General features: G+C 62.9%; 26 protein-coding genes and 1 tRNA gene. 16 read left to right on the top strand and 11 right to left on the bottom strand.

What is annotated here, in order from left to right:
* The first annotated feature begins 50 nt into the window (after window positions 1–50).
* From aroQ to purH, 7 genes are all read left to right on the top strand, one after another.
* A complete protein-coding gene (gene aroQ, locus PJK54_RS08600; RefSeq protein WP_077371872.1) occupies window positions 51–488 on the top strand; it encodes a type II 3-dehydroquinate dehydratase in 438 nt (145 codons plus the stop codon).
* Between the two features lie 166 nt (window positions 489–654).
* Window positions 655–1,125 (top strand): acetyl-CoA carboxylase biotin carboxyl carrier protein, encoded by a 471-nt coding sequence (gene accB, locus PJK54_RS08595; protein ID WP_077371869.1) that lies wholly within the window; start codon window positions 655–657, stop codon window positions 1,123–1,125.
* Window positions 1,126–1,144: 19 nt separating this feature from the next.
* Window positions 1,145–2,485: an acetyl-CoA carboxylase biotin carboxylase subunit gene (gene accC, locus PJK54_RS08590; RefSeq protein WP_077371866.1), complete on the top strand. Its 1,341-nt coding sequence runs from the start codon at window positions 1,145–1,147 to the stop codon at window positions 2,483–2,485.
* Between the two features lie 184 nt (window positions 2,486–2,669).
* Window positions 2,670–3,584, top strand: a complete 915-nt coding sequence (prmA, locus tag PJK54_RS08585; protein WP_077371862.1) for a 50S ribosomal protein L11 methyltransferase — start codon at window positions 2,670–2,672, stop codon at window positions 3,582–3,584.
* A gap of 168 nt (window positions 3,585–3,752) precedes the next feature.
* The gene (gene dusB, locus PJK54_RS08580; RefSeq protein WP_271302647.1) at window positions 3,753–4,787 is read left to right on the top strand and encodes a tRNA dihydrouridine synthase DusB; all 1,035 of its coding nucleotides are present in this window, start codon (window positions 3,753–3,755) and stop codon (window positions 4,785–4,787) included.
* A complete protein-coding gene (gene fis / locus PJK54_RS08575) occupies window positions 4,784–5,080 on the top strand; it encodes a DNA-binding transcriptional regulator Fis (protein WP_043331993.1) in 297 nt (98 codons plus the stop codon). Before dusB ends, fis begins: the two co-directional genes overlap by 4 nt.
* Window positions 5,081–5,142: 62 nt before the next feature.
* The gene (gene purH / locus PJK54_RS08570; RefSeq protein ID WP_271302646.1) at window positions 5,143–6,720 is read left to right on the top strand and encodes a bifunctional phosphoribosylaminoimidazolecarboxamide formyltransferase/IMP cyclohydrolase; all 1,578 of its coding nucleotides are present in this window, start codon (window positions 5,143–5,145) and stop codon (window positions 6,718–6,720) included.
* 110 nt (window positions 6,721–6,830) lie between these two features.
* Here the strand turns inward: purH and PJK54_RS08565 are convergent, their stop codons facing one another.
* Both PJK54_RS08565 and PJK54_RS08560 read right to left on the bottom strand, forming a co-directional pair.
* Window positions 6,831–7,922 (bottom strand): amidohydrolase family protein, encoded by a 1,092-nt coding sequence (locus tag PJK54_RS08565; RefSeq protein ID WP_271302645.1) that lies wholly within the window; start codon window positions 7,920–7,922, stop codon window positions 6,831–6,833.
* Window positions 7,923–7,984: 62 nt separating this feature from the next.
* Window positions 7,985–8,224 carry a DUF2061 domain-containing protein gene (locus PJK54_RS08560; protein WP_077371853.1) on the bottom strand — a complete coding sequence of 80 codons (240 nt, stop codon included), beginning with the start codon at window positions 8,222–8,224 and terminating at the stop codon, window positions 7,985–7,987.
* Window positions 8,225–8,435: 211 nt separating this feature from the next.
* Here PJK54_RS08560 and glsB point away from each other — a divergent pair, with 211 nt between their 5' ends.
* On the top strand, window positions 8,436–9,434 hold the full coding sequence (glsB, locus tag PJK54_RS08555) for a glutaminase B (protein ID WP_254696424.1): 999 nt from the start codon (window positions 8,436–8,438) through the stop codon (window positions 9,432–9,434).
* 589 nt (window positions 9,435–10,023) lie between these two features.
* On the opposite strand, the gene PJK54_RS08550 is transcribed toward glsB, so the two are convergent.
* The 6 genes from PJK54_RS08550 to PJK54_RS08525 form a co-directional block, all read right to left on the bottom strand.
* On the bottom strand, window positions 10,024–11,481 hold the full coding sequence (locus PJK54_RS08550; protein WP_271302644.1) for an NAD-dependent succinate-semialdehyde dehydrogenase: 1,458 nt from the start codon (window positions 11,479–11,481) through the stop codon (window positions 10,024–10,026).
* A 91-nt stretch (window positions 11,482–11,572) separates the two neighbouring features.
* A complete protein-coding gene (locus PJK54_RS08545; protein ID WP_077371847.1) occupies window positions 11,573–11,938 on the bottom strand; it encodes a hypothetical protein in 366 nt (121 codons plus the stop codon).
* Between the two features lie 35 nt (window positions 11,939–11,973).
* On the bottom strand, window positions 11,974–12,399 hold the full coding sequence (gene folX / locus PJK54_RS08540; RefSeq protein WP_077371844.1) for a dihydroneopterin triphosphate 2'-epimerase: 426 nt from the start codon (window positions 12,397–12,399) through the stop codon (window positions 11,974–11,976).
* Window positions 12,400–12,485: 86 nt separating this feature from the next.
* Window positions 12,486–13,037 carry a GTP cyclohydrolase I FolE gene (folE, locus tag PJK54_RS08535; protein ID WP_077371842.1) on the bottom strand — a complete coding sequence of 184 codons (552 nt, stop codon included), beginning with the start codon at window positions 13,035–13,037 and terminating at the stop codon, window positions 12,486–12,488.
* A gap of 269 nt (window positions 13,038–13,306) precedes the next feature.
* Entirely contained in the window at window positions 13,307–14,290 is a 984-nt protein-coding gene (locus tag PJK54_RS08530) for a serine/threonine protein kinase (RefSeq protein ID WP_373996117.1), read from the bottom strand.
* 215 nt (window positions 14,291–14,505) lie between these two features.
* Window positions 14,506–15,123, bottom strand: coding sequence for a ComF family protein (locus PJK54_RS08525; RefSeq protein ID WP_271302643.1), 618 nt, complete (start codon window positions 15,121–15,123; stop codon window positions 14,506–14,508).
* Window positions 15,124–15,451: 328 nt separating this feature from the next.
* Here PJK54_RS08525 and bioB point away from each other — a divergent pair, with 328 nt between their 5' ends.
* The 6 genes from bioB to PJK54_RS08495 all read left to right on the top strand — a co-directional run bounded on the left by bioB (window position 15,452) and on the right by PJK54_RS08495 (window position 20,638).
* On the top strand, window positions 15,452–16,630 hold the full coding sequence (gene bioB, locus PJK54_RS08520; RefSeq protein WP_077371834.1) for a biotin synthase BioB: 1,179 nt from the start codon (window positions 15,452–15,454) through the stop codon (window positions 16,628–16,630).
* Between the two features lie 6 nt (window positions 16,631–16,636).
* The gene (locus tag PJK54_RS08515) at window positions 16,637–17,986 is read left to right on the top strand and encodes an aminotransferase class I/II-fold pyridoxal phosphate-dependent enzyme (RefSeq protein ID WP_271302642.1); all 1,350 of its coding nucleotides are present in this window, start codon (window positions 16,637–16,639) and stop codon (window positions 17,984–17,986) included.
* A complete protein-coding gene (locus PJK54_RS08510; RefSeq protein ID WP_157109494.1) occupies window positions 17,983–18,804 on the top strand; it encodes an alpha/beta fold hydrolase in 822 nt (273 codons plus the stop codon). Before PJK54_RS08515 ends, PJK54_RS08510 begins: the two co-directional genes overlap by 4 nt.
* Before the next feature lies 1 nt (window position 18,805).
* Complete coding sequence (locus PJK54_RS08505) at window positions 18,806–19,633, top strand: methyltransferase domain-containing protein (protein WP_271302641.1); 828 nt, start codon at window positions 18,806–18,808, stop codon at window positions 19,631–19,633.
* A gap of 38 nt (window positions 19,634–19,671) precedes the next feature.
* On the top strand, window positions 19,672–20,463 hold the full coding sequence (gene bioD / locus PJK54_RS08500; protein WP_077371825.1) for a dethiobiotin synthase: 792 nt from the start codon (window positions 19,672–19,674) through the stop codon (window positions 20,461–20,463).
* 90 nt (window positions 20,464–20,553) lie between these two features.
* Window positions 20,554–20,638: transfer RNA gene (locus PJK54_RS08495), tRNA-Leu, on the top strand.
* Between the two features lie 378 nt (window positions 20,639–21,016).
* Here the strand turns inward: PJK54_RS08495 and PJK54_RS08490 are convergent.
* Both PJK54_RS08490 and PJK54_RS08485 read right to left on the bottom strand, forming a co-directional pair.
* Complete coding sequence (locus PJK54_RS08490; RefSeq protein WP_136938304.1) at window positions 21,017–21,283, bottom strand: hypothetical protein; 267 nt, start codon at window positions 21,281–21,283, stop codon at window positions 21,017–21,019.
* Window positions 21,284–21,615: 332 nt separating this feature from the next.
* Entirely contained in the window at window positions 21,616–21,942 is a 327-nt protein-coding gene (locus tag PJK54_RS08485; RefSeq protein ID WP_077371819.1) for a YnfA family protein, read from the bottom strand.
* 216 nt (window positions 21,943–22,158) lie between these two features.
* On the opposite strand from PJK54_RS08485, the gene PJK54_RS08480 reads away from it, so the two are divergent.
* On the top strand, window positions 22,159–22,611 hold the full coding sequence (locus tag PJK54_RS08480) for a nucleoside diphosphate kinase regulator (RefSeq protein ID WP_271302640.1): 453 nt from the start codon (window positions 22,159–22,161) through the stop codon (window positions 22,609–22,611).
* Window positions 22,612–22,843: 232 nt separating this feature from the next.
* Window positions 22,844–23,389, top strand: coding sequence for an Mpo1 family 2-hydroxy fatty acid dioxygenase (locus tag PJK54_RS08475; RefSeq protein ID WP_205632710.1), 546 nt, complete (start codon window positions 22,844–22,846; stop codon window positions 23,387–23,389).
* Between the two features lie 150 nt (window positions 23,390–23,539).
* Here PJK54_RS08475 and PJK54_RS08470 read toward each other — a convergent pair whose 3' ends face one another.
* Window positions 23,540–25,369, bottom strand: a complete 1,830-nt coding sequence (locus PJK54_RS08470) for an acyl-CoA dehydrogenase C-terminal domain-containing protein (protein WP_271302639.1) — start codon at window positions 25,367–25,369, stop codon at window positions 23,540–23,542.
* Window positions 25,370–25,695 lie beyond the last annotated feature (326 nt).

Here is a 25,695-nt window from a genome sequence, read left to right as displayed (position 1 = left end):
TTAACAGCTCAGCGAGTCACGCACTTGCTTCCGCTGACAAGAGGACTTTCATGGCGCGCATCCTGGTACTCAACGGCCCCAACCTCAATCTGCTGGGCACCCGCGAGCCCGAGGTGTACGGCACGACCACCCTGGAAGATATCCGCTCACGTCTGGAGACACGGGCCAGCCAGGCTGGCCACCAGCTGGACTGGCTGCAATCGAATGCCGAGCATGTACTGGTAGATCGCGTGCATGCGGCCCGTGAGGATGGCACCGCCATCATCCTGATCAATCCCGCGGCCTTTACCCATACCAGCGTAGCGCTGCGCGATGCCCTGCTGGGGGTCGCACTGCCCTTCATCGAGCTGCACCTGTCCAATACCCATGCCCGCGAGGCGTTCCGCCATCATTCCTATCTTTCCGATGTGGCACGCGGCGTGATCATGGGGTTTGGCGCTCGAAGTTACGACATGGCGCTTGATGCCGCCCTGGCCGATCTTGCCTAGCAGGAGAGTCCCGGCGCAGCCTTCAGGCACGGCAGGCCTCATAGCTGCCTGAGACAAGGATTGACCGGCCCATCGGTCGGGACAGCCAATATCGCTGTCACCCGCAACCAGAGACGTCTCGGTTGCACACCCCATTTCCAGCCACCTTTATATCGGGATGAATTTCATGGATATCCGCAAGGTCAAGAAGCTGATCGAGCTGCTCGAAGAGTCCAACATCAGCGAAATCGAGATCCAGGAAGGCGAAGAGTCCGTTCGCATCAGCCGCCATCCGCAGGGCTTCGCCCAGCAGCCGATGATGCAGGCCCCGATGATGATGCAGCAGCAACCGATGCAGCAGCAGGCCGCACCGGCAGCCGGCAGCGTCGAGGCACCGGCAGCCGCCGCTCCGGCAGCGCCGCAGGGCCACACCATCAATTCGCCGATGGTCGGCTCCTTCTATCGCTCTCCGGCACCGGGCTCCAAGGCCTTCATCGAAGTCGGCCAGAGCGTCAAGAAAGGTGATACCGTCTGCATCGTCGAAGCCATGAAGATGATGAACCAGATCGAAGCCGACAAGGATGGTGTGGTGGAAGCCATTCTGATCGAAGACGGCGAGCCGGTTGAATTCGACCAGCCCATGATCGTCATTTCCTGATCCCAACGGACACGTCACCATGCTCGACAAGGTACTGATTGCCAACCGCGGCGAGATTGCACTTCGCATCCTTCGCGCCTGCAAGGAACTGGGCATCAAGACGGTAGCGGTGCACTCCAAGGCCGACCGCGATCTGATGCACGTCCGCCTGGCCGACGAAGCTGTCTGCATCGGCCCGGCCTCCTCTGCCAAATCCTATCTGCACATCCCGGCGCTGATCGCAGCCGCCGAGGTGACGGACGCCGACGCCATCCATCCGGGCTACGGCTTCCTGTCGGAAAACGCCAACTTCGCCGAGCAGGTCGAACGCTCAGGCTTCGCCTTCATCGGCCCGCGCGCTGACACCATCCGCATGATGGGTGACAAGGTCGCGGCCATCGAAGCGATGAAGCTGGCCGGCGTCCCGACCGTACCGGGCTCCGATGGTCCGGTGCCGCAGGATGAAGACGAGATGTTCGCCATCGCCGAGCGCATCGGCTACCCGGTGATCATCAAGGCCGCCGCTGGCGGTGGTGGTCGCGGCATGCGCGTGGTGCACTCCAAGGCCAGCCTGCTGTCCTCGGTGAGCATCACCCAGGGTGAAGCCGCCGCGGCCTTCGGCGACGGCACGGTGTACATGGAGAAATTCCTCCAGAACCCGCGTCACGTCGAAGTCCAGGTGCTGGCCGATGGCCAGGGCAACGCCATTCACCTGTATGACCGCGACTGCTCCCTGCAGCGTCGTCACCAGAAGGTGCTGGAAGAAGCGCCGGCACCGCAGCTGGATGAGGAAGCCCGTGCCAAGGTCCTCAAGTCGTGCACCGATGCCTGCATCGAGATCGGCTATCGTGGCGCCGGCACCTTCGAATTCCTGTACGAGAACGGCGGGTTCTACTTCATCGAGATGAACACCCGCGTTCAGGTCGAGCACCCGGTGACCGAGATGGTCACGGGCGTCGACATCGTCAAGGAGCAGCTGCGCATCGCCTCCGGCCTGCCGCTCTCCATCAAGCAGGAAGACGTCAAGCTGCGTGGCCACGCCTTCGAATGCCGCATCAATGCCGAAGACTCGCGCACCTTCATGCCGTCTCCGGGCAAGGTCGAGCTCTATCACGCGCCGGGCGGTCTGGGCGTGCGCATGGACTCGCACCTGTACTCCGGCTACACCGTGCCGCCGCACTACGACTCCCTGATCGGCAAGCTGATCACCTGGGGTGAGAGCCGCGAGATCGCATTGACGCGCATGCGCAATGCCCTCGATGAGCTGCTGGTGGAAGGCATCAAGACCAACACTGACCTGCAGAAGGATCTGGTGCGTGATGCCGGCTTCCAGGAAGGTGGCGTCAACATCCATTATCTGGAGAAGAAGCTGGGCCTGTAATCTGCCCTGCTTGAGACTGGCAGCATCGGTCGACACATGACAGAAGGGTGGCCTCGGCCGCCCTTCTGTCGTTTGCGCAGGGGCCCTTGAGTGCGCTCAGGGTCATGCCGGCATCCGAGCGCCCCTGCCCCCACTGCCGCTTCGTCTATTCTCTTCACTCCCTACCTATTCGACAGGAGCCACCATGTCCTGGCTGCAACTCAAGGCGCGTATCGCCCCCGACCACGCCGAGATTCTCGAGCATCTGCTGATGGAAGAAGGTGCCTGCGCCATCACCCTGCAGGACGCCGAGGATCAGCCACTGTTCGAGCCGGACCTCGGCAGCACGCCGCTGTGGAGCGAGACAGTGCTTACCGGCCTGTGGGATGGCACCGAAGGCATCGAGACCATGCGCGAGCGGGTCAAGGCCGGCTGGGCGGCACTGATTCCCGATGAGCCCTGCCCGGAGATCGAGGTCGAGATTCTCGAGGACCGCGACTGGACACGTGAGTGGATGGACGGCTTCGAGCCGCTCAAGATGGGCCAGCGGCTGTGGATCGTGCCCAGCTGGCATGACGCGCCCGAACAGGACGCCGTCAACCTGATGCTCGACCCGGGTCTGGCCTTCGGCACCGGCACTCACCCGACCACCGCCCTGTGCCTGGAATGGCTCGATGGCCTGGCCGTGGAGGGCAAGCTCGCCCGGCACAGCGTGCTGGACTTCGGCTGCGGCTCCGGCATCCTGGCCATCGCCGCACTCAAGCTCGGCGCGGTGGATGCCATGGGCACCGATATCGATCCCCAGGCCCTGCAGGCCTCCCGCGACAACGCCCAGCGCAACGAGGTCAGCGACAGGCTGACACTGTGCTACCCGGACCGCCTGCCGGACGCGGGCTATCAGATCGTGGTCGCCAACATCCTGGCCGGCCCGCTGGTCGAGCTGGCCCCGCAGATCGCGGGCAGTGTGGCCCCGGGTGGCCTCCTGGCGCTTTCCGGCATTCTCGCGCCCCAGGCGGGAGACGTGCTCGAGGCCTATCGTGAGGCCGGCCTGATCATGGAAGAGCCCACCGAGCGCGATGGCTGGGTGCGCCTCAACGGCCAGCGCCCGCTCGAGGGCTGAGCCACGCAATACCATGAGTGCCGCAGCGCAGGGAATCCACGGCGCAAAGGAAGACCTCCGGAACGCGCCACGGATGAAATAGCCCTTCAAACCCTGCGGCGCTCTAGGTATCATGACGCCCCCGTGATGCCTGCATCGCGCGCCACCCCACTGCATGACACGAGCCCCATGACCGAGACATCCCTTCACGCCGAGCTCCCGCGCATCGGTGTGCACCAGTTGCCCAATCGCGTGATTCTGGCCCCGATGGCCGGCGTCACCGATCGCCCGTTCCGACAGCAATGTCGTGAGCTGGGCGCGGGGCTCGTGGTCTCGGAGATGGTGACCAGTGACAAGCGCCTGTGGAACACCGTCAAGTCGCGCACGCGCATGAATCATGCCGGTGAACCCGGCCCGCGTGCCGTGCAGATCGCCGGGGGCGATGCCGCGATGCTGGCCGAGGCCGCCGCGCTGAATGCCGAGATGGGCGCCGAGATCATCGACATCAACATGGGCTGCCCGGCCAAGAAGGTCTGCAACAAGGCCGCCGGGTCTGCCCTGATGCGCGATGAGCGTCTGGTCGGCGAGATTCTCGAGGCCGTGGTGCGTGCCGTGAAGGTGCCGGTCACGCTGAAGATGCGCACCGGCTGGTGCGAGGAAACACGCAACGCCATCACCATCGCGCGCATGGCCGAGAGTGCCGGCATCCAGGCGCTCTCCGTGCATGGTCGCACCCGTCAGCAGAAATATACCGGTGAGGCCGAATACGACACCATCGCTGCGGTGAAGGCGGCAGTCTCGATTCCGGTCTTCGCCAATGGCGATATCGACAGCGGCGAGAAAGCGCGACATGTGCTTGACTATACGGGCGCCGATGCCGTGATGGTCGGCCGTGCGGCCCAGGGCAACCCCTGGATCTTCCGCGAGATCAATCACTATCTGGCCACTGGCCATGTAGCTTCCGGCCCGAGCGATGCGGAGCGTGCCCAGGTGATGCGCACCCATCTCGAGGCCCTGTATGAATTCTACGGTGACTACATGGGCGTGCGCATCGCGCGCAAGCATGTGGGCTGGTACCTGGCGACCCGCGAGGATGGCAGTGAGTTGAAGCGCAGCTTCAATCCTCTCGAGGAGCCCGATGAACAGCGCCAGTTCCTGACCCGCCTGTTCGGCGAGCCGGAAGGCATCGCCCGCACCGAGACGCAAGGAAGTCACGCAGCATGACCAGCAGGCACCCTCTATCCCCTGACGACGCAAGCCAGGCCACGCTGATGACGCCCGTTCGGCACCATCAGACCCTGCGCGAAGCCGTCGAGCATTCCATGGCGCGCTACTTCGCCCACCTGGATGGCGAGCAGGTCACCGACCTGCATGCCATGGTGATGGCCGAGGTCGAGGCGCCGCTGCTGGAAGCGGTGATGGCCCACGCCCAGGGCAACCAGACCCGCGCCGCCGATATGCTGGGCCTCAATCGAGGCACGCTGCGCAAGAAGCTCAAGCAGTTTGATCTGATCTGACCCCGCCGGGGCATCCTCACAGGTGCCCCGGCGTCTTTTTGTTGATCCACGAGTGGAGCATCATGCAAGCCAAGCCCCAAGCCATCCGTCGCGCCCTCCTGAGCGTTTCCGACAAGACCGGCATCGTCGAATTCGCCCGTGCCCTCGACGCCCGTGGCGTCGCCCTGCTGTCTACCGGCGGCACCTTCCGTCTGCTCAAGGACAACGGCCTGGCCGTGACCGAAGTCTCCGAGCACACCGGCTTCCCGGAAATGATGGATGGCCGGGTCAAGACCCTGCATCCCAAGATCCACGGCGGCATTCTCGGTCGACGCGGTCAGGATGATGCGGTGATGGCCGAGCACGGCATCGACCCCATCGACATGGTCATCGTCAACCTGTATCCGTTCGCCGCCACCGTGGCCAACCCGGATTGCTCGCTGGAAGACGCCATCGAGAACATCGATATCGGCGGCCCGACCATGGTGCGTTCCTGCGCCAAGAACCACGCGCACACCACCATCGTCGTCAACGCGGCCGACTACGACCGCGTGATCGCCGAGATGGATGCCAATGACAACGCCGTCAGCGACGAGGCGCGCTTCGACCTGGCCGTGGCAGCCTTCGAGCACACCGCCGCCTACGACGGCGCCATCGCCAACTGGCTGGGTCAGCGGGTCGAGGGTGGCAGTGATGGTCTGCCGCGTCAGTACAACGTCAGCCTGAGCAAGAAGCAGGACATGCGTTACGGCGAGAACCCGCATCAGCAAGCGGCCTTCTACGTCGAGGACGGTGCCACCGAGGCCAGCGTCGCCACGGCCGTGCAGGTCCAGGGCAAGGCGTTGTCCTACAACAACGTCGCCGATACCGATGCCGCCTTCGAGTGCGTCAAGGCCTTCGACGAGACCGCCTGTGTCATCGTCAAGCACGCCAACCCGTGTGGCGTCGCCATCGGCGAGTCTGCCCTGGCCGCCTACGAGCGCGCCTATCAGACCGACCCGACCAGCGCCTTCGGCGGCATCATCGCCTTCAACGTGCCGCTGGACGCCGAGACCGCGCAGGCCATCGTCTCGCGCCAGTTCGTCGAGGTGATCATCGCCCCGGGAATCAGCGACGAAGCCGCTGCCATCGTCGCCACCAAGGCCAACGTGCGTCTGCTCGACGTCGCGGAGGCCTGGGCGGCCGAGCGTACCGGCGGTCACGACTTCAAGCGCGTCACCGGCGGTCTGCTGGTGCAGGACCGCGATCAGGGCATGGTCGGCCGTGATGAACTCAAGGTCGTCACCGAGCGCGCGCCGAGCGAGCAGGAACTCAACGACCTGACCTTCGCCTGGAAAGTGGCCAAGTTCGTCAAGTCCAACGCCATCGTCTACATCAAGGATGGCCAGACCATCGGTGTGGGCGCCGGTCAGATGAGCCGCGTCTATTCGGCCAAGATCGCCGGCATAAAGGCCGCCGATGAAGGGCTGGAAGTGCCGGGCTCCGTGATGGCCTCCGATGCCTTCTTCCCGTTCCGTGACGGCATCGACGCCGCGGCGGCGGCCGGTATCACGGCCGTCATCCAGCCAGGTGGCTCCATGCGTGATCAGGAAGTCATCGATGCGGCCAACGAAGCCGGCATCGCCATGGTCTTCACCGGCATGCGTCACTTCCGTCACTGATCGACGGCTCTGACACATGATGTGTGAGCCTCTCTGACGCTCACGAAAAAGCCCCCGCCAGCGAATCGCTGACGGGGGCTTTTCGTATGCCGGGGCATCAACGCCTGCCCCTATTCGACAGGCAGTCTGACCAGGCGCAGGAAGTTGTCACGGGCGACATTGTGCGCCGTCTGTGGCGACAGGGCATCGAGGAATGGCGTGTAACTTGCCAGGATATCGCCCACCGAGCCGAAGCGCCCGACCACGTCACTGCCAAGCACGAAGCGCTGTGGGAAGCGCTCGACCAGCTTGACCCAGCGCGGGCGCGGCTGGCCCTTGTCATCCAGCAGATACGGCTCCAGCACTGACCAGGACAGGTCGATATTCAGGTTGGGATAGGTTTCCAGCATGCGCTCGATCTCGCCGTGCAGCCATGTCATGCGCCCCAGGCGACGATTGAGCTCGGCACTGGTACCCGCATGTGCCCAGATGAAGGTCGTGTCCGGATTGTCGCGCACCGCACTCTCGAATTCCTCGAGATACAGCCCCTCATGCCCCTCACGCTTGCTGGTGACATTGGAATGCACCATCACCGGCAGGCCCTTCTCCGCCGCCAGCGCATAGACCTTTCTCAAGGCGGGATGATTGGCTCGTGGCGTCTCGCCCTCGGTCAGGCGCGTCAGGTCATCATGACGCGTGAAGACCTCGCCGATGCCTTTCCAGAAGCCGGGATAGATCGCCATCAACTGGCGAATCTCATCGGCAGCATTCAGATCAGTGGGGTTGAAGCCGGTGATGAACGGCGAGAAACGCGCCTGGACCGGCTCGGGAGCGCGAGTCAACGCCTCGGCCAGAATGTAATCGGTACCGGAGTACCAGTAGACCGGCCCATCATCACCCATGTAGTAACGCGGCTTCTTGGGCGCGTCCTGCTGCCATTTCTTGGCGACACCGATGCCCGTGATCAGGGCATGATCCACCTGCGCCTCATCCATGGCATCCAGCAAGGCCCCCAAGCCATCGCCCTGCTGGAAGAAGTCGACGAAGTGCAGGTGGGCGTCGCTGTAGTGATAATCGCGTGTCTCATCGGCAGCCACGGGCTCGGCGACAGCTATGCTGCCGGCAAGCCCCAACAGCAACGCCAGCGCCCCCTGGAGGAGAGGACGCTGGCGCAGACAGGACAGGCGAGAGAAACGGACGGGGTGAAAGGCAAGCTTCAGCATGGGTGGCTCCGAGGAAAGATCGCTCGATTCTGCGGTGCCCACCCTTGCCGACGCAAGTGTCCTCAGCTCGCCAATACCGCACCATTCATGCCGGAGGGGCGGCTGGCCTGTTGTTCAGCTGCCTGCTGACGACGGGCAGTCACACGATTCCAGACCTTCTCGTGGAAGAAGAAGGCGACGGTGTTGACCGCAGGCTCGACGATGGCGACCAGACCGCCGACCACGATGTCACCGGTCAGCAGGTAGGTGACACCGAAGGCGATGGAGAAGTGCATGCTGGCAAAGGTCAATGTCTTGATCATGTTGGCTGCCCTCCGGGCGGTCTGTGCTCAGCGAGACGCTGAACCCCAGCGCGTCGCGTGTCTCTTGGTGGGCAACCTGTTGTTGCCTCGATGTAATGAATGATAGTGAGTCTCATCTGCAACTTGAAATCACTTTGCCCTACCCCGCTGATAAGGGCTGGCTATCAAGCGCTCGGATCACCACGCGCCACAGCCCACAGGATTGGGTAGAATGCGCAGCCGTACCATGCGATTGCATTCCCATCCACTCTGTCTCCTCAAGGTCGCCATGACGCCGCCACTCGACTCTGATGCCCTCCAGACGCTGCTTGAACGCCTGTCCAATGATGCCAGCCGCTGCTTCAACGAGGGCAAGGTCGCGGATTACATCCCGGCCCTGGCGCAGGTGGACCCGGATCAGTTCGGGATTGCCGTCTGTCATGTCGATGGCCGCGTCCAGTATGCCGGGGATGCACACACGCGCTTCTCGATCCAGTCGATCTCCAAGGTCCACGCACTGGTACTGGCGATGCAGCGTCTGGAAAGCGACGAGATCTGGTCACGCGTGGGACGTGAACCCTCTGGCCAGGCGTTCAATTCGATCATGCAGCTGGAGGTCGAGAACGGCATTCCACGCAACCCGTTCATCAATGCCGGGGCACTGCTGATCACGGACCTGCTGGTCTCGCGCATCGTCTCGATCCAGAACACGCTGCGTGAACAACTCAGACGCCTGTCCGGCAGCCCCGACATCGGCTTCGACGAGAAGGTGGCGCGCTCCGAGATGGACCACAAGGCACGCAATGCCTCGCTCGCCTACCTGATGCAGGCCTATGGCAACGTGCACTCCGATGTGGATGACCTGCTGGACACCTACTTCCACAGCTGTTCGGTATCGATGAACTGCGTGGAGCTGGCCCGCAGCTTCGCCTTCCTGGCCAATCGTGGCGTCAATCCGCTGGATGGCAAGGAAGTGGTCTCGCCCTTGGAGACACGTCAGCTCAATGCGCTATTGCTGACCTGTGGGCTCTATGACGCGGCGGGAGACTTCGCCTGGCGCGTGGGCCTGCCAGGCAAGAGTGGTGTCGGCGGCGGCATCATCGCCATCCTGCCGGGACAGATGAGCATCTGTGTGTGGTCGCCGCGCCTGGACGGCTATGGCAACTCGATTGCCGGCCGGCATGCATTGGAAGGATTGGTGGCGGGAATGGGGCTGTCACCGCTGGGCTGAGGAGTGAGGAGTGAGGAGTGAGGGCTGAGAAGGGAGAACTGAGAAGTGCGGGCTGACAATACTGAGCTGGGAACCGGCCATAAAAAAGGGCAAGTCGCGTCCGCCACGCCACTCGCCCTGTCTTCAATCCTTGAAGACTATCACCACAGGTCCCGCTCTTTGACTGTAGCGTAAATAAGCATATCCACAAGTAAGAGAATGCCGACAAAGCACACCTGTCTTTGTCCCTGATCTGCGGTAAAAGACGGCGGCATACCGCTTTGGTCTGACACACGCAGCGCGATCAATGCCCGAGACACCTCACCTCTACGACCAATGACGCATGGGCCTCTTGTCGCGAGATTGCTCCCTCTCGCGCATGCCGCTTTCTCATCAGCAGCGAAAATTCCATAGATTGCAGACACGCTTGGCAGCAACAGGCCGGATGACTGAATGACATGAAAAAGCCCGCCCGGTGTCCCGGGCGGGCTTTTTGCAACTGATGTCGTGTCCGGTCATTGCCTTGAGCGCTGGCCATCTATCGACGATGCCACGTTCAAGGATGCAGGCTCAAGCAGGGATCGACGGCGCAGACCCGATGACGAACGGCTCAGCCAAGTGAGAGACACAGATACTTGGTTTCCATGTACTCCTCGAGGCCATACTTGGAGCCCTCACGGCCCAGCCCCGATGCCTTGGTGCCGCCGAAGGGCGCGGCGGCGTTGGAGATCAGTCCGGTGTTGATACCGACCATGCCGTAATCCAGACCTTCCGACACGCGCCAGACACGCTTGAGATCCGTGCTGTAGAAATAGCTGGCCAGCCCGAACTCGGTATCGTTGGCCATCTCGATGGCCTCTTCCTCGCTCTCGAAGGGGAAGATGGCTGCCAGCGGCCCGAAGGTTTCCTCACGGGCCACCTTCATCTCCGGCGTCACCTGCGAGATCAACGTCGGGGTGAAGAAGCTGCCACCCAGCGGATGCGGATGACCGCCCAGCAGCAGCTCGGCCCCCTTGTCGAGCGCATCCTGCACGTGATCCGTGACCTTCTCGACGGCGTCACCATCTATCAGTGGGCCGACCTTGACGCCCTCTTCCATGCCGTTGCCCACGGTCAACTCGGCATTCATCGCCGCTGCCAGCTTCTCGCTGAAGGCATTGACCACGCTTGACTGCACCAGGAAACGGTTGGTGCAGACGCAGGTCTGACCGGCGTTGCGGAACTTGGCTGCCATCGCGCCATCCACCGCCGTATCGAGATCGGCGTCTTCGAACACCAGGAAAGGCGCATTGCCGCCAAGCTCGAGCGAGATCTTCTGGATATGCTGTGAGGCATTGGCCATCAGTCCGCGGCCAACTTCGGTGGAGCCGGTGAAGGTGACCTTGCGCACGAGACGCGAATCGGTCATCGCCTTGGCGATATCCCTGGCAGAGCCCGGCACCACGTTGAAGACACCACGCGGCACGCCAGCGCGCTCCGCCAGCACCGCCAGCGCCAGCGCCGAGAAGGGAGTCTGACTGGCAGGCTTGACCACGATGGGGCAGCCCGCCGCCAATGCGGCACCCGCCTTGCGGGTGATCATCGATGACGGGAAGTTCCACGGCGTGATCGCCCCCACGACACCCACGGGTTGCTTGAGCACCATGATGCGCTGATCACGCTTGGCTGCCGGAATGGTATCACCGTAGACTCGCTGCCCTTCCTCGGCGAACCAGCGCAGGAAGCTGGCGGCATACTGGATCTCACCGGCGGATTCGGCGAGTGGCTTGCCCTGCTCCAGGGTCATGATCTGCGCTAGGTCATCCTTGTGCTCCTGCATCAGGGCGTACCACTTCATCAAGATGTCGGCACGTTCCAGCGCGGGGGTTTCCTTCCAGTCAGCGAAGGCATTCTGGGCCGCCTCGATGGCACGCTCGGTTTCCGCATAGCCCAGGCGAGGCACTCGGCCGATGATCTCGCCGGTGGCCGGATTGTCGACCTCTATCTGCTCACCGGAATCCGCGGCGACCCAACCACCATCGATATAGGCAAAGGGGCGAAAGAGACTGGTATCGTTGAGATGTTCCATGAAGACTCCAGAGGCATGCAGGTGGATCGAGGCGGCATTGAGCGCTAGCCGAGACTATTCAAGACTAGCCTAATAGAACCTAGATGCGGGTTCAGTGCCAGAACCACAACCCTGCCAGCACCAGCCCTGCCATGGCCAGCCCCGTGATCACACGCCCCATGGGCCACTCGCGTCGGCCGGATGGCTGCTTGCCGGCCCCGACAGACGACGGCGGTACCTCACCGAGCTCGCGCTCCGGCGGCATCGACACGACACGCCGCGCCTTCTGCTGCTTGACCCGCGCATTGAACACCTGACTCGCACGCCCGTCACGCACCTCGAAATCCACCGCCAGTCCCGGCCCCGGGAGACCGCGACCGCGCCAACCGACAAGATCGAACACGTACTCGGCGCCCTTGTCATCCGTGATGACACCCTCCTGGGTGGCATCATCGAACCGAGTGATCTCTCCGATCATGCTGCCCCTCCTGACATCCCGTCTCTCCTGACTGTCTAGCGTCCGACACTTGCCGTCTGGATATGGTCTTCCCGGCTGTCCGACAGGGTGATGGACACCGAATCGGAGAAGCGCAGCGCATGCGGCTTGTCGATCTCGACCTGAGCCGTCAGCACCTGCTCATGCTGCATCACGATATCCAGCACTTCCCGCGTCATGCGCTCGAGCAATGCGAAACGCCCATCCTCGACATGCGCGATCAGCTGCTTGGTGATGGTGCGATAGTTGAGGGCTTCGCTGATGTGGTTGAACTGAACCGCACGCGCGGCGCGGTAGCGGATCACCACATTGATCACGACATCCTGACGATTCTGGATCTCGTCATCGTTGATCCCGATATAGGTGCGCAGACGCAGGTTCTTGATGCGAATGGTGGCAAGATCATGATCGAGATGTTCATCGTGCAAGGCATGCATCGGCATCGACGGGGACTCCTGAACAAGAGATGTCAGACAAACGACTCACAGACGACGACGCCGCCTCGAGAGGCGGCGTCGTGGCTATCGGATCAGCTGATCAGGGTCAGGAATTCCTGACGGGTCGGCTGATTCTCGCGGAAGGCCCCCAGCATCACGGAGGTCTTCATGCTGGAATTCTGCTTTTCCACGCCACGCATCATCATGCACATGTGGCGCGCCTCGACCACCACCGCCACACCCCGTGCGCCGGTCACCTGCTGGACCGCCTCAGCGATCTGCTTGGTGAGGTTTTCCTGGATCTGCATGCGGCGCGAGTACATGTCGGTGATGCGCGCGAACTTGGACAGCCCCAGCACCTTGCCCGCCGGCAGATAGGCGATATGGCACTTGCCGATGAACGGCAGCATGTGATGCTCGCACATCGAGTAAAGCTCGATGTCCTTGACCAGTACCATCTCGTCGGTGTCCGAGGTGAAGACGGCGCCGTTGACGATCTCCTCCAGCGACTGATGATAGCCATGGGTCAGGAACTGCATGGCCTTGGCAGCACGCATGGGCGTGTCCTGCAGGCCCTCGCGCTGCGGATCCTCACCCAATGCAGTGATGATCTGGCGGTAATGGTTGGCAATCTCTTCGGTCATCCGTCTGCCTATGGTATCGGTCAGGGGCGCGCATGAGCGCACGCATAGCAGGGGTAAAGCACATAACTTATACAATATCTTAACGTTGAATTGATCTTGTAAAAGTTAGTGTTCAATGTCAGCGCAGATTCTACCTCAGGCCTGCCTCCAACGCAGGCCTGATCACGTCTTTCCCGCAAGGCCGCAACGACGACGCCCTCAACGCAAGGCGTCGAGGGCGTCGGGTCATGGGACTCAAGAATGGCCCACCGGTCTCCGGCGCGGGCGGCTCACGCCAGCCAGCGAGGAGCATCAAGCACGACTCGCTGCTGCTCAAGACTGCGGATGTGGTCATCCCAGTACCCCAGGCTCGCGACATGCGAGAAGGCCTGCGGGAAGGCGGGATCCGTCCAGCGCCGTACCACCCAGGCACTGTGACGCACCATGCGCAGCGTACGCAGTGTCTCGATCCACTTCAGCTCCCCGCGATTGAAGTCGCAGTGCTGCTCATATCCTTCCAGCACCTCGGACAACTGCATGTGGAGCTCGGGGTCACTCTCTCCCGTCAACAGCATCCACAGATCCTGAATGGCAGGCGCATTGAGACAATCATCGAAATCCACCAGCGCGAAGCTGTCATCCCGCCCCAGCATGTTGCCGATATGGCAGTCACCATGCGCACGCAGCAAGCCACTCTGCGGCCAGCTCTGCTCCGCCACCAGGGGGCGCAACGCCTCGATGACACGCTGATAGCTTTCACTCTGACGCTCACTCAGCCAGTCGGAGGCCAGCACGCTGTCACGACTCTCGTCGAGGATGCGCAGTGGCGTGAGCGTTTCACGCTCCTGGAAGAGGCCTTGACGTCCGACGGCGTGCACGCGACCGATCAGCTCTCCCAGATGGTAGAGGTGCTCGGGAGATTCGAGTTCGGGAGCCCGCCCGACCACATGGGGAAACAGCGCGAAGTCGAAGCCTTCGTGATGATGCAGGGTCTCCCCCCTGGCATCCGCCCAGGCCGGCGCACCGGGAACGCCCTCGGCTTCCAGCTCGGCCAGAAAGGCGTGTTCCTCGAGGATCTGGGCGCGGCTCCAGCGATCCGGACGATAGAACTTGGCGACCCAGCGCCGCCGGTCATCATCGGCCAGGTGATAGACCCGATTCTCATAACTGTTGAGCGCGAAGGGCTCGCCGGGCAACCAGAAACCAAGCGACTCGACGGCGGCCACGACACGATCCGGCGCAAGCGCATCAAAGGGATGTGAACGCTTGTCCAGTTCGCCTTCCCGGGATGACGCAGCCTCCCAGGTGTTGCCGTTGGCGCGCTCATCAAGCTCGCGCGAGGTGCCGGATGATTGCGAATCAGCAGGTGTAACAGGATCAATAGGCATGGCAATTCCTCGGGCATGGACCAGCAAACGGCTGCCGGACCTTGCATGCTATGAGATTAGACCCTCACACCGCCAGTCCCGCAGGCCATAGACCAATAGCATCATGGCGAACCAGGCGGCGTACGCGCCAGCACACAGGCGACGACCTCTCGAGCCCCCGCCCGCTGACAGGCCTGCGCCAGGCTGTCGAGGGTCGCGCCACTGGTCATGACATCATCGATCAACAGCACGCTTTCCGGCAGAGGAGCGCTGATGTCATAACGTCCGCGTTGCGCCTTCAGACGTCCGCGCCGCCCCCGCAGACGCTGATCCTCACCGGCCGCATGTCCCGAGCGAATCCGCACCACGTCACCGCGTTGTCGTTCACGCACCCGCAGACCACGCGTCAGCTCCACCAGCACCTCATGCCCCCGCGTTCGTCGCCGTCGCGAATCCCCCGGCACCAGGATGACCCATGCCTCGGGACGTGCTGCCAGCCACTCCCGACAGAACGGGGCCAGCTCTCGCGTCATCAATTGGCGCAGCAGGAGCCCGGCACGCCTCTGATGCTGGTCCTTGTAACGCTGGAAGAGACCCGCGATCAGCCCCTCATAGCGCAATGGAGCGTACACGTGCTGATAGGCCGGTGGCGTCCGCAGACACCGTGCACAGGCCACCTGACTCAATGCCTCGGAGGCCACCGGCTCGGCACAGCACGGGCAGGCATGACGATTGCGCACGATCCGCTCTTCACAGGCCTCGCACCAGTCGCCATGGCGTCCCCTCGGGCGCCTGCCATGCGCATGCCCTCGTTGCTGCTGCAGGCAGAAGGCACAGGGGCGTGACACACGCCTCCTGTCAACCAGCAGACCTTCCAGCGTTGACAGCACTCGCGAAAACTCTATCATTTCAGTCAACCCTCATTCATGAATCGCGTTGACTGACCGACAGCCGTCGCTCGCGGGACTGGATGGCGGCGTGCGCCTGACCCGAAGACACTGGCGATCGTCCGGCGCTGACTGCCACCTGACGCGTCTCACTGCCTGCCTGAAGAAGGATCTCACTCCCATGACCGTAGAAGCCCCGAGCGTGACCACGCAAACCTCGCACGACGAACGGACCAACGCAGATGGCGAGGTACGTCACGACTGGCGCGTCGAGGAAATCGAAGCGTTGTTCGCCCTGCCCTTCAATGACCTGCTGTTCCGGGCCCAGCAGATCCACCGCCAGCACTTCGATCCGAATGCCGTCCAGGTCTCGACCCTGCTGTCGATCAAGACCGGCGCCTGCCCGGAGGACTGCAAGTACTGCCCGCAGTCAGGCCACTACAACACTGGCCTGGGTAAGGAAAAGCTGATGGAGATCCAGAAGGTGGTCGAGCAGGCCCGCGCCGCCAAGGATGCCGGTGCCAGCCGTTTCTGCATGGGCGCCGCCTGGAAGAGCCCGCGGGAGCGCGATCTCGAGGTGGTCACCGAGATGGTGCGTCAGGTGAAATCACTCGGACTGGAAACCTGCATGACGCTGGGAATGGTCGATACCGATCAGGCCAGAAAGCTCGCGGATGCCGGCCTCGACTACTACAACCACAATCTGGACACCTCACCGGAGTACTACGGCGAGATCATCACCACGCGCAGCTACAGCGAGCGCCTGGACACCCTGGCCAGCGTGCGCGAAGCCGGCATGAAGGTATGCTCCGGCGGCATTCTCGGCATGGGGGAAACCACCACGGATCGTGCCGGCCTGCTGCGCCAGCTGGCCAATCTGCAACCACAGCCGGAATCGGTGCCGATCAACATGCTGGTCAAGGTGGCGGGCACGCCGCTGGAAAATGTCGAGGATCTCGACCCCATCGAGTTCATCCGCGCCATCGCCGTGGCGCGCATCATGATGCCGAAGAGCCACGTGCGCCTGTCCGCCGGTCGCGAGCAGATGGACGATTCCACCCAGGCGCTGGCCTTCCTCGCCGGTGCGAACTCCATCTTCTATGGCGAGCGTCTGCTGACCACCGGCAATCCGCAGGCCAACCGTGACCGCGAGCTGTTCGAGCGCCTTGGCCTGCACCCGGAAACCCGCCAGGAAGTCGCCAGTGACGATGTGCGGGAAGCGGCGCTCAAGGCGGCCATGGAAGAACAGGCGCGCGCCAACGTCGAAGGCAGCCTGTTCTACGATGCCACCCGCGAGGCGACGCCCGCCAGCGATGAAGGCCACGTCCGTGAACGCAAGCCCTGCGGTCTGGTGGTCTGATCTCACGTGGCCACCGACACGCCTACCCGCTCACGCTCACGCACGCGCTCCAGTGGCGGCGCAAGCTTCGCCCACCTGGACGACCTGCTCGCCAGACGCGAGCAGGTCGGGCGCTATCGCCGGCGCCTGACACTGGACTCCCCACAGGGGCCCCACGTCAGCCTCGCCGGGCAGGCAGCAGGTGAAGAGGCACGTCCGCTGCTCAACTTCACCGCCAATGATTATCTAGGACTGGCCAATCACCCCACGCTGATCGAGGCCGGTTGTCGTGCAGCCCGGGAATTCGGTGTCGGCAGCGGCAGTGCCCATCTGGTCAATGGTCACCAGGCGCTTCATCACCGACTGGAAGCCCGTCTGGCCAAATTGACCGGACGCCCGCGTGCGCTGCTGTTCTCCACCGGCTTCATGGCCAATCTCGGCGTGATCGATGCGCTCGCGAGCGCCTCGCGCGAGGCCGGGCGCACTCTCGAGATCTTTCATGACCGTCTCAACCACGCCAGCCTCCTCGATGGCGCGCGGCTGGCATCCTCCGGCAACTCAGCCGTGCGCTCACGCCGCTTCCATCATCGCGACCTCGAGGATCTCGAGCGCCAGCTGGCACGCTCACAGGCCGACGACAGGCTGGTGATCAGCGATGGCGTGTTCAGCATGGATGGCGACTGTGCCGATATCACGGGCCTCGCTCGGGCATGTGCTCGCCATGGCGCCTGGCTGATGATCGACGATGCGCATGGGGTAGGCGTGCTGGGCGAGCACGGCGAAGGACTGGTCGGACGGGACACTCCGCTGGCCGAAGTGCCGGTATTGGTGGGCACGCTGGGCAAGGCCCTGGGCAGCGCTGGCGCCTTCGTCGCCGGCAGCGAGGCGTTGATCGAAAGCCTGATCCAGCTGGCCCGCCCATATATCTACACCACGGCGCAACCCCCGCACGTCGCTGCCGCCACCCTGGCAGCGCTGGATATCGTCGAGCAGGAACCACAGCGACGCGAGCACCTGGCAGCGCGCGTACGACAGTTTCGCGAGGGGTGTGCAGCTCTGCTGGCAGGCAGTGGTCTGGCGCTCGGCCTGCCCCCGGTGACGGCAGGCACCCCCTCGCTCCTCACTGACCCGATGACACCGATCCAGCCACTGGTACTCGGTAGCGAAACTCGTGCCCTTGCCTGGAGCGCGGCACTGCGCGAGCGAGGCATTCTGGTATCTGCCATTCGCCCCCCGACGGTCCCTGCCGGCAGTTCACGCCTGCGCTTCACCTTCAGTGCCGCGCACAGCGAGAACGATGTCGAGACTCTGCTGGCCGCCCTCAGGGAGGTGCTGGAATCGAGCACTACCAGACCCACCACGGGGGCCGAGACATGACGCGATTGACACGTCTGGTGCTGTTCAACGGCTGGGGTATCGATGCCCGCATCTGGCAACCCTTGAAGACGCGACTGGCCGAGCGACAGCAAGCTGCCGAACGAGAGCGGACTGCCGGACCTGCGACACGCCCGATCGAGATCGTGACGGCAGACTGGCCCCTTGCGGCGCCTGACGATCCCGAAGCAGCTCCTTCGCACCTCGGCGGAGCGGACACGCTGTGGCTGGGCTGGTCATTGGGTGCGCTACGCGCCGAGGCACTCGCGACTGCGCTGCCGATGGACCAACGGCCCGCGGCACTCATCGCGTTGGCCATGGGGCCGGCGTTCATCACGCCGGATCACGCGACTCCCGAGACGACTCTTGCTCATCGCAGGTCCCCGGCGCCCCTTCCGGCACTGCCCAGCACCACGCTCACCACTTTCCAGACAGCCTTTGCCCGCTCTCCGCTCGCCAGCTGGCAGCATTTCCTGCGCTGGCAGGCCAGTGGCGAGCCTGACCCGCGCGACTGCCTGCGGCAGTTGCGTGAATTGATCGGCACTCGCCCTGAAAGCTCTGTCGATGCACTCTCGGCAGGGCTCGAGGAGCTGGCCACGCGGCGAATGTCACTGACACGAGCAGGTCCGAATCTCGAGTTCTGGCTGGGCCGGGATGATCCATTGCTGGCACCGGGACTTGCCGAGGCACTGCGTGATCACGGCCATCAGGTGGTGGAATATTGCGGCGGACATTGTCTGCCACTGAGTCACCATGATGACCTGGCCGATGCCCTGCTGACTCGCATGGGCCATGTCGTCGTTGCAAGGGAAGAAGACTGAGATGCAGATGGTGACCCTGCCCCACGCGTCGTCGCGCCAGCGTATCGCTCAGGCCTTCGATCGCGGCGCGAGCGAATACCTCACCCTGGCACGCGCCCAGCATGTCATGGCCAGCCGATTGTTCGAGACCTTGCCGACAACGCTTCCGGATGCTGCGGTGGTGCTGGATCTGGGGTGCGGCCCCGGCCAGTGGACACGTGAGCTGGCGTGCCACTACCCCACCGCACGTTGCCTGGGGCTGGATCTGTCGATGGCCATGCTCAGAGAGGCCTCGAGATCCGCCGACACGCCGCCTCGGCACATGACACCAGGCAACGCGCAACCTCCTATCCACTGGTTGCGCGGCGATGCCGAGCGCCTGCCAGTGGCCGACAACAGTCTGGACCTAGTGTTCTCGAGCCTGGCAGTGCAATGGTGCCCCACCCCCCGCCACTGGCTGGGGGAGCTTGCGCGTGCACTGAAGCCGGGTGGCAGGGCGCACATCAATACGCTCGGACCAGGCACATTGGCAGAGATCCGCCATGCCTGGCAGCGACAGGATGGCTCGGTCCGACACTTTCCCTCCCGAGAGCAGCTGATCGACTGGACACGGCGCACTGGCCTCAAGGTGCATTGCCAGACACATCGTCATGTCTTCCATTATCCTGACGTCTCGGCCGTCATGCGCTCCATCAAGGGAATAGGCGCCCAGACAGCGAGCGGGTATCGCCTGACACGTGCGGATCTGGCCCAGGCGACCGCCCGACACGAGGCGCTTCGCACATCGCAAGGATTGCCTGTAAGCTATCAAGTCATTGAACTTGTCATCGAAAAATCAGTCACAGTCTGATAGACATCAACGCGAACACTTTGCAGAAAGATAACGAAATGCCATCAGCGCACTTGAGCAATACCAGCCAGCCTTCCGCCTCCCATGCCATCCCCCACGGCATCGCGGCCTTCGTGACCGGCACCGACACGGAAATCGGCAAGACCTTCATCGCAAGCGCCTTGCTGGCTCGTGCCCGCATGCGGGGCCTGAGCACTCTCGGACTCAAGCCCGTGGCGTCAGATTGTTTCGAGAGTCACGACGGGCTGGTCAATGCCGATGCCCTGTCGCTGCAGGCACAGTGCGAGCCGCCCGCGGATTACGAGAGCATCAATCCCTGGCGATTCGCTCCGGCCATCGCGCCACACATCGCCGCACGCCAGGCAGGCGTGAGTCTCGAAGTGGCCAGGATCTCTCGACACATTCGTCACCAGCGCGAGACGGCCCCGCGTGACCTGACCTTGATCGAGGGAGCAGGCGGCTGGCGCGTTCCGCTCAATGACGAGGAAGATTTCTCGGATCTGGCCATCGCCTTGGGGCTACCGGTGATCCTGGTGGTAGGCCTGAGACTCGGGTGCATCAATCATGCACGTTTGACCCTGGAAGCCATCGAGCGCGATGGGCTTGAGGTGGCAGGCTATGTCATCAACCATCTGGAAGCCGACATGGAAGTCAGTGAAGACAACATGGCGACGTTGTCGCGCACGCTGAAAGCGCCCTGTCTCGGCGTGGTGCCTTGGGTGCGTGATGATGACCTCACTGACAGCCGCCATGCGGCAGAACGCGCCGCGAGCTATCTGCAATTGCCCTGCGGACTCGAGTCACGCAGCCAACATGGCCACCATGACTGACAAGCCGTCGCTGTGGCCTCCCTCAAGGGATAATTGGCCACAAGCGATTGACTTGAAAGGCATCGCAGGTAAAATGCACGCCAGCTTCTCGCGGAAGTGGTGGAATTGGTAGACACGCCAGATTTAGGTTCTGGTGCCGCAAGGTGTGGGGGTTCGAGTCCCCCCTTCCGCACCATCAGCACATTCTGCTGATGCCCTCTCGAAGCATCCTCTCTGTCTTTACTGATCTATCCCCTGCTCCATCAGTCCGCTGTCCACATGATGCAACTTGCTGTGTGATGCGACCTTTCATGGGATACGACTTTCCATATGCTTCTCACGCGTATCGCGATCTCTCGTCGTGGCTTGCCGCACGCTGCATTCCCATGGCGTCGGGCTTGTGTACTCCGTCATTTCCCCTTGCCGTTCTCGCTAGCCGTTTCCCCCTGGCTTCTCCCTCTGTCGTCACACTCCAGTCGTTTCCCTGTCGGATTCAGCGCCCCCTTTCAGCGCCCCCTTTCAGCGTCCAACCGCTTGCATCGAGGAAACGACATCCTCTCTGTTCTTGTCTGGCTCAACGAGGCCTCAGCCTGTCCTGCAGCGTCGCCAGCGTCAGGCGCGCATCGTCCAGAAGTGCCTGTTGCTCATGACGATCATGATGCGCCTCACCGGCCGCTGCCAGTTGCAGATTCAGATACTCGACACCGCTGGTGAAGCGATAGAACGCCTTGTGCGAGGCCACGGCACGGAATGCCTCGAGCTGATCTCCGGGCACCTCAAGAGGTCTGCCGGCGATGACCTCGGGCTCAGCCTCGCGAAGTGTCGCAAGCAGTGGCCTCACGGCAGCATTCCACTCGTGACGACGCGGTAGATGGCGTGCAAGCAAGAATCCGACGAGGCCGCCAAGCACTATCCCACCAAGGCCCCACAGCAGTTCACTTGTCATGTTGGTGTCTCGGTGCATCCATCAGTGATCCAGCATCCTGGTAATAAAGCATGAGTCCTTCTGATACTAACGCGCTGGTGCGCACGGAGTGTAGCGCCTTGACGGAATCCTCCATTCCCGACATCCGTCATGAGACCTTCGTCCCACAAGATCGGCCTGCTGCAGCGGACGATCACGCCATCAGCGCCAGGCGTTCAGGGACCGGCTCAGCGAGCCCGCCCGCGGACTCACTGCGCCCGCCCTCCCCACAGAATCAGCGCACTGCCCAGCAGGCAGACCAGCGAGCCGAGCAGATCCCAGCGACCCGGCACCTGTTGCTCCACCAGCCAGAGCCAGAGCAGCGAGGTGACGATATATACCCCACCATAGATGGCAAAGGCTCGCCCCGCCTGATCGACATCCACCAGCGACAGCAACCAGGCAAACGCACCGAGGCTCATCATGCCCGGGATCAGCCACAAAGGGCTGCGATCCAGTTTCCACCACGCCCAGAAGGCGAAACAGCCGGCAATTTCCGCCAGTGCCGCCAAGGGATAGATCCATACGATTGCCATGACGATATCCTTGCAGGGAAAGATGACAGCGCCTCATCACCTGTCGTGATCAGACGACTCCCCTGTACGAGAAAAAGCGAATAGGATTGACCTGCGGCTGACAGGAACCTCGGGGCCACCCGGACGCCAACCGCTTCCCACGAAAACAATGCCAGGATTGGCGACGTCTTGCGGCGCAGCATAGCGCGACGCGACGTGATGACAAGGAACCTGCAGATGACTCGGCCACGTCTGATCATCAACCGTCTGGATGCGGATCGCATTCAGCGCCTGATCGATAGCAAGCAGCATGATGACGAGCTGGCAACCCGCCTAGAAAGCCGCCTGATTCAGGCGGAGATCGTGCCACCGGATGACTTTCCGAACAATCACGTCAGCATGCGCAGTCATCTGCGCCTCACCGGCTCTCGCTCTGGCCATCATGAACTGATGCTGCGTTATCCAGACCCCGCAAGCGAGGAATGCATTCCGTTCGCCTTCGGCTCCACCGCGCCTTCCCTTCAGCCGGCCATAGCCCCGCTGTGCATCATGTCCCCCCTGGGAATCGCCCTGCTGGGACTGGCAGTCGGCGAGCAGATCACCCTGCCCTGCGAGGATGGCCTGAGCGACATCATCCGTGTCGATGCCATCCTGCATCAGCCTGAGGCCTGTGGTCAGTTCCACCTCTGAATTCGCCGCCAGCGCTGTCGCCTTCTCGCCCGCGCTGGCGCAACAGACCCCAGACCGGCCAGGTTGACAGCCGCCCTGTACCCTGCCGGCCGACACGATACGCTATGATGAAAGTCAGCAGGGTTGCCGGACCTTGCTGCATCACGCCAATGCTCTCTGACCTCCCCACGCCACCTATCCCGCTGCGCACGCGCCAGCCGGGCACTCATCATGTCTGTCAGGAGATCTTCACATGGGCATCTCATCGCACTCGCACATGGGTCTTGGCGCTCAGGCGCGCCTCAAGGAATCGCTGGCCCACTACTCGGCCAGCCATCGGCACCCCGACAATATTCGTCTGCATCTCATCTGTGTACCGCTCATCTTCACCGCGACGCTGATCCTTGTCTGGCGGCTGCTGGGGGGCCAGGGGATGTCCAGCGAACCCGGCGCGGGACTGTGGATGCTGCCCGGCGGCCTGCTGACCCTCGCTGCGCTCGGGTTCTATGCCCGACTCTCGTGGCGCGCATCGCTGGTGATGCTGGTCTGGAGCCTGATCAGTCTTGCCGCGATGTTCGCGATGCTTGGCCTACGCTGGCCAGTGGTCCCGTTGATGGTGGCAATCTTCCTGCTTGCCTGGGTCGGTCAGATCATCGGCCATCGGCTCGAGGGGCGAAAACCCGCATTTCTCGATGACCTGCGCCAGCTTCTCATCGGTCCGCTGTTCGTACTTGTCGAACTGTTTCCCGACCTGCGCGACTGGCTTCTCGCATCCAAATCCTCCTCTGACGACGCCTGAGTCCGCCCTCTGCCCTGCAAAGATCTGCAATGCAAAGGCCTGAAACGCAAACGCCCAGCGATCCGGAAGGATCGCTGGGCGTTTGCGTTTCAGAGTGTCACGAATGAGCCGTTGCCCGAATCATCGCATGGCTCGCCGTACCGGCACGGCTCACTGCGCCGGATCGAAATCCTCGAGACGGAAGGCCATCAGCGGTGCAGCACCTGCCGCGATCTGGGCTTCCAGCGCGACGGCGCGCGGCAAGACCCGCTGGACGAAGTAGTTGCCCATGGCCAGCTTGCGACGGTAGAAATCCTCCCCGCTGGCTCCCGATGTCGCCAATCCCTGTACCGCGGCGCGCGCCATGCGCAACCACAGATAGCTGTAGACACACAGCCCGGCCAGGTCGAGGAAATCGCAGGCCGCTGCCCCCAATTCCTCGGGATTGTCATCCGCGCGGGCCAGCAACTGCTCGGCGACACGCTCCAGACGCGCCAGTTCCTGCTGGCAGGCCTCGGCGAACGGCCGGGTCCGCTCGTCGTCATCCTGTCCCTCAAGCTCGGCCCTGACCTGCTCGGCAAAGCGTGCCACGTACCCCCCGCGATTGCGGTAGAGCTTGCGTCCGACCAGATCCATCGCCTGGATCCCATTGGTGCCTTCGTAGATCATCGCGATGCGGGCATCGCGCACGTACTGCTCGGCACCCCACTCCACGCAATAACCATTACCGCCATAGAGCTGTTGCGCCATGACAGTGGCATCGAAGCCACGATCCGTCAGCAGCGCCTTGGCGATCGGCGTCAGGAATTGCACCAGTGCATCCGCATCAGCCTTCACCGCTTCATCGGCGTGATACTTGACGCGATCCAGCTGCTGACCGGCGAAGACGGCAAAGGCCCGTCCGGACTCGTTCCAGACACGGGTTTCCAGCGCCATGCGGCGAACATCAGGGTGAACCAGAATCGGATCAGCCGGCTTGTCTGGTGCCTGTGCGCCCGTCGGTGCGCGGCTCTGCAGACGTTCAGCAGCGAAATCCATCGCACTCTGATAGGCCACTTCCCCCAGCCCCAGCCCTTGCAGGCCGATGGAGAGGCGCTCGTAGTTCATCATGGTGAACATCGCCGCCAGCCCCTGGTGCGGCTCGCCGATCAACACCCCTTCGGCACCATCGAAGTTCATCACGCAGGTCGCGCTGCCCTTGATGCCCATCTTGTGCTCGATGGACCCACAGCTGACCGCATTCGATGTCGCGGGCTGTCCCTCGGCATCGAGCAGTTGCCTGGAGACCAGAAACAGCGAGATGCCGCGGGTGCCGGAAGGCGCATCCGGCAGCTTGGCCAGCACCAGATGCACGATGTTGTCGACCATGTCGTGCTCGCCACCGGTGATCCAGATCTTGGTGCCGGTAATGCGATAACGTGGCAGCCCCAGCAGTGGGTCATCACCCTCGAGGGGCTCGGCACGAGTGCGGATCATGCCCAGGTCCGTCCCGCAGTGAGGCTCGGTCAGACACATGGTGCCCAGCCAGTCGCCGGCGTACATGCGCGGCAGAAAGACCCGCTTGACGGATTCAGGGGCATGACTGTCCATCGCCAGACAGGCCCCGGCATTCAGTGCCGGGTAGAGCGCGAAGCTGGTATTGGTGGCGTAGAGCATTTCCTCGAAGGCCACGGTGAGCATCTTTGGCATGCCCTGACCGCCGTATTCAGGGTTGCCACCCAACCCCATCCAGCCACCCTCGGCGAGCACCCGATAGGCTTCCTTGAAGCCCTTGGGCGTGGTGACACGCCCCTCTTCGAAGCGCGCGCCCTCGGCATCACCACTCAGGTTCAGCGGCAGCAGCTCTGCCTGGGTCACGCGCGCGCCTTCCTCGAGTATCGCCTCGGCCAGTTCCGCATTCACCTCGGAAGTGGCCTCCATGGTCGCCCATTCCTGCTCGGCCGCGAATACCTCGTTGAGCACGAAACGTGCATCCTTGAGCGGTGCCTGATACTTGGCCATGTGACTCTCCTTGCAGGTCTCTTCCGACGACGTCTTGCAACGGCGTGGTTCGTGATGGCGTGCTGTCGGCCGCGAGCCTTCCGTCGTGACACTGCAATACCGTGACACTGCGCCGCTGGAGCGCTGACAGGGACCGACCCGCGATTCAAACGATTGCTTGAAACAATAGGCGCAATCGCTGTCTGCGTCATCTCGACCTTGGCCCAAGGCGTACCGCGCGACGCTCGCTGCGAGCCACGAGACCTCATGACGCAAGACGCCGCCCCGGCAGGAACCGGGGCGGCGTCTTGAGTACTTGATTACTTGAATGCTCGAAGCCTCACCTC

The sequence above is a fragment of the Cobetia sp. MMG027 genome (assembly GCF_027947415.1).
Taxonomy (GTDB): domain Bacteria; phylum Pseudomonadota; class Gammaproteobacteria; order Pseudomonadales; family Halomonadaceae; genus Cobetia; species Cobetia marina.
This window is presented reverse-complemented; position numbering and strand designations above follow the sequence as displayed.

Coding starts and splice junctions, on each gene's coding strand:
- bioB (WP_077371834.1), top strand. CDS start 15,452: ATGACCGTAGAAGCCCCGAGCGTGACCACGCAAACCTCGCACGACGAA.
- glsB (WP_254696424.1), top strand. CDS start 8,436: ATGCGCAGCCGTACCATGCGATTGCATTCCCATCCACTCTGTCTCCTC.
- PJK54_RS08475 (WP_205632710.1), top strand. CDS start 22,844: ATGGGCATCTCATCGCACTCGCACATGGGTCTTGGCGCTCAGGCGCGC.
- PJK54_RS08565 (WP_271302645.1), bottom strand. CDS start 7,922: ATGCTGAAGCTTGCCTTTCACCCCGTCCGTTTCTCTCGCCTGTCCTGT.
- accC (WP_077371866.1), top strand. CDS start 1,145: ATGCTCGACAAGGTACTGATTGCCAACCGCGGCGAGATTGCACTTCGC.
- accB (WP_077371869.1), top strand. CDS start 655: ATGGATATCCGCAAGGTCAAGAAGCTGATCGAGCTGCTCGAAGAGTCC.
- PJK54_RS08505 (WP_271302641.1), top strand. CDS start 18,806: ATGCAGATGGTGACCCTGCCCCACGCGTCGTCGCGCCAGCGTATCGCT.
- PJK54_RS08550 (WP_271302644.1), bottom strand. CDS start 11,481: ATGGAACATCTCAACGATACCAGTCTCTTTCGCCCCTTTGCCTATATC.
- purH (WP_271302646.1), top strand. CDS start 5,143: ATGCAAGCCAAGCCCCAAGCCATCCGTCGCGCCCTCCTGAGCGTTTCC.
- PJK54_RS08480 (WP_271302640.1), top strand. CDS start 22,159: ATGACTCGGCCACGTCTGATCATCAACCGTCTGGATGCGGATCGCATT.
- folE (WP_077371842.1), bottom strand. CDS start 13,037: ATGACCGAAGAGATTGCCAACCATTACCGCCAGATCATCACTGCATTG.
- PJK54_RS08560 (WP_077371853.1), bottom strand. CDS start 8,224: ATGATCAAGACATTGACCTTTGCCAGCATGCACTTCTCCATCGCCTTC.
- PJK54_RS08510 (WP_157109494.1), top strand. CDS start 17,983: ATGACGCGATTGACACGTCTGGTGCTGTTCAACGGCTGGGGTATCGAT.
- PJK54_RS08545 (WP_077371847.1), bottom strand. CDS start 11,938: ATGATCGGAGAGATCACTCGGTTCGATGATGCCACCCAGGAGGGTGTC.
- bioD (WP_077371825.1), top strand. CDS start 19,672: ATGCCATCAGCGCACTTGAGCAATACCAGCCAGCCTTCCGCCTCCCAT.
- aroQ (WP_077371872.1), top strand. CDS start 51: ATGGCGCGCATCCTGGTACTCAACGGCCCCAACCTCAATCTGCTGGGC.
- PJK54_RS08485 (WP_077371819.1), bottom strand. CDS start 21,942: ATGGCAATCGTATGGATCTATCCCTTGGCGGCACTGGCGGAAATTGCC.
- prmA (WP_077371862.1), top strand. CDS start 2,670: ATGTCCTGGCTGCAACTCAAGGCGCGTATCGCCCCCGACCACGCCGAG.
- fis (WP_043331993.1), top strand. CDS start 4,784: ATGACCAGCAGGCACCCTCTATCCCCTGACGACGCAAGCCAGGCCACG.
- PJK54_RS08470 (WP_271302639.1), bottom strand. CDS start 25,369: ATGGCCAAGTATCAGGCACCGCTCAAGGATGCACGTTTCGTGCTCAAC.
- dusB (WP_271302647.1), top strand. CDS start 3,753: ATGACCGAGACATCCCTTCACGCCGAGCTCCCGCGCATCGGTGTGCAC.
- folX (WP_077371844.1), bottom strand. CDS start 12,399: ATGCCGATGCATGCCTTGCACGATGAACATCTCGATCATGATCTTGCC.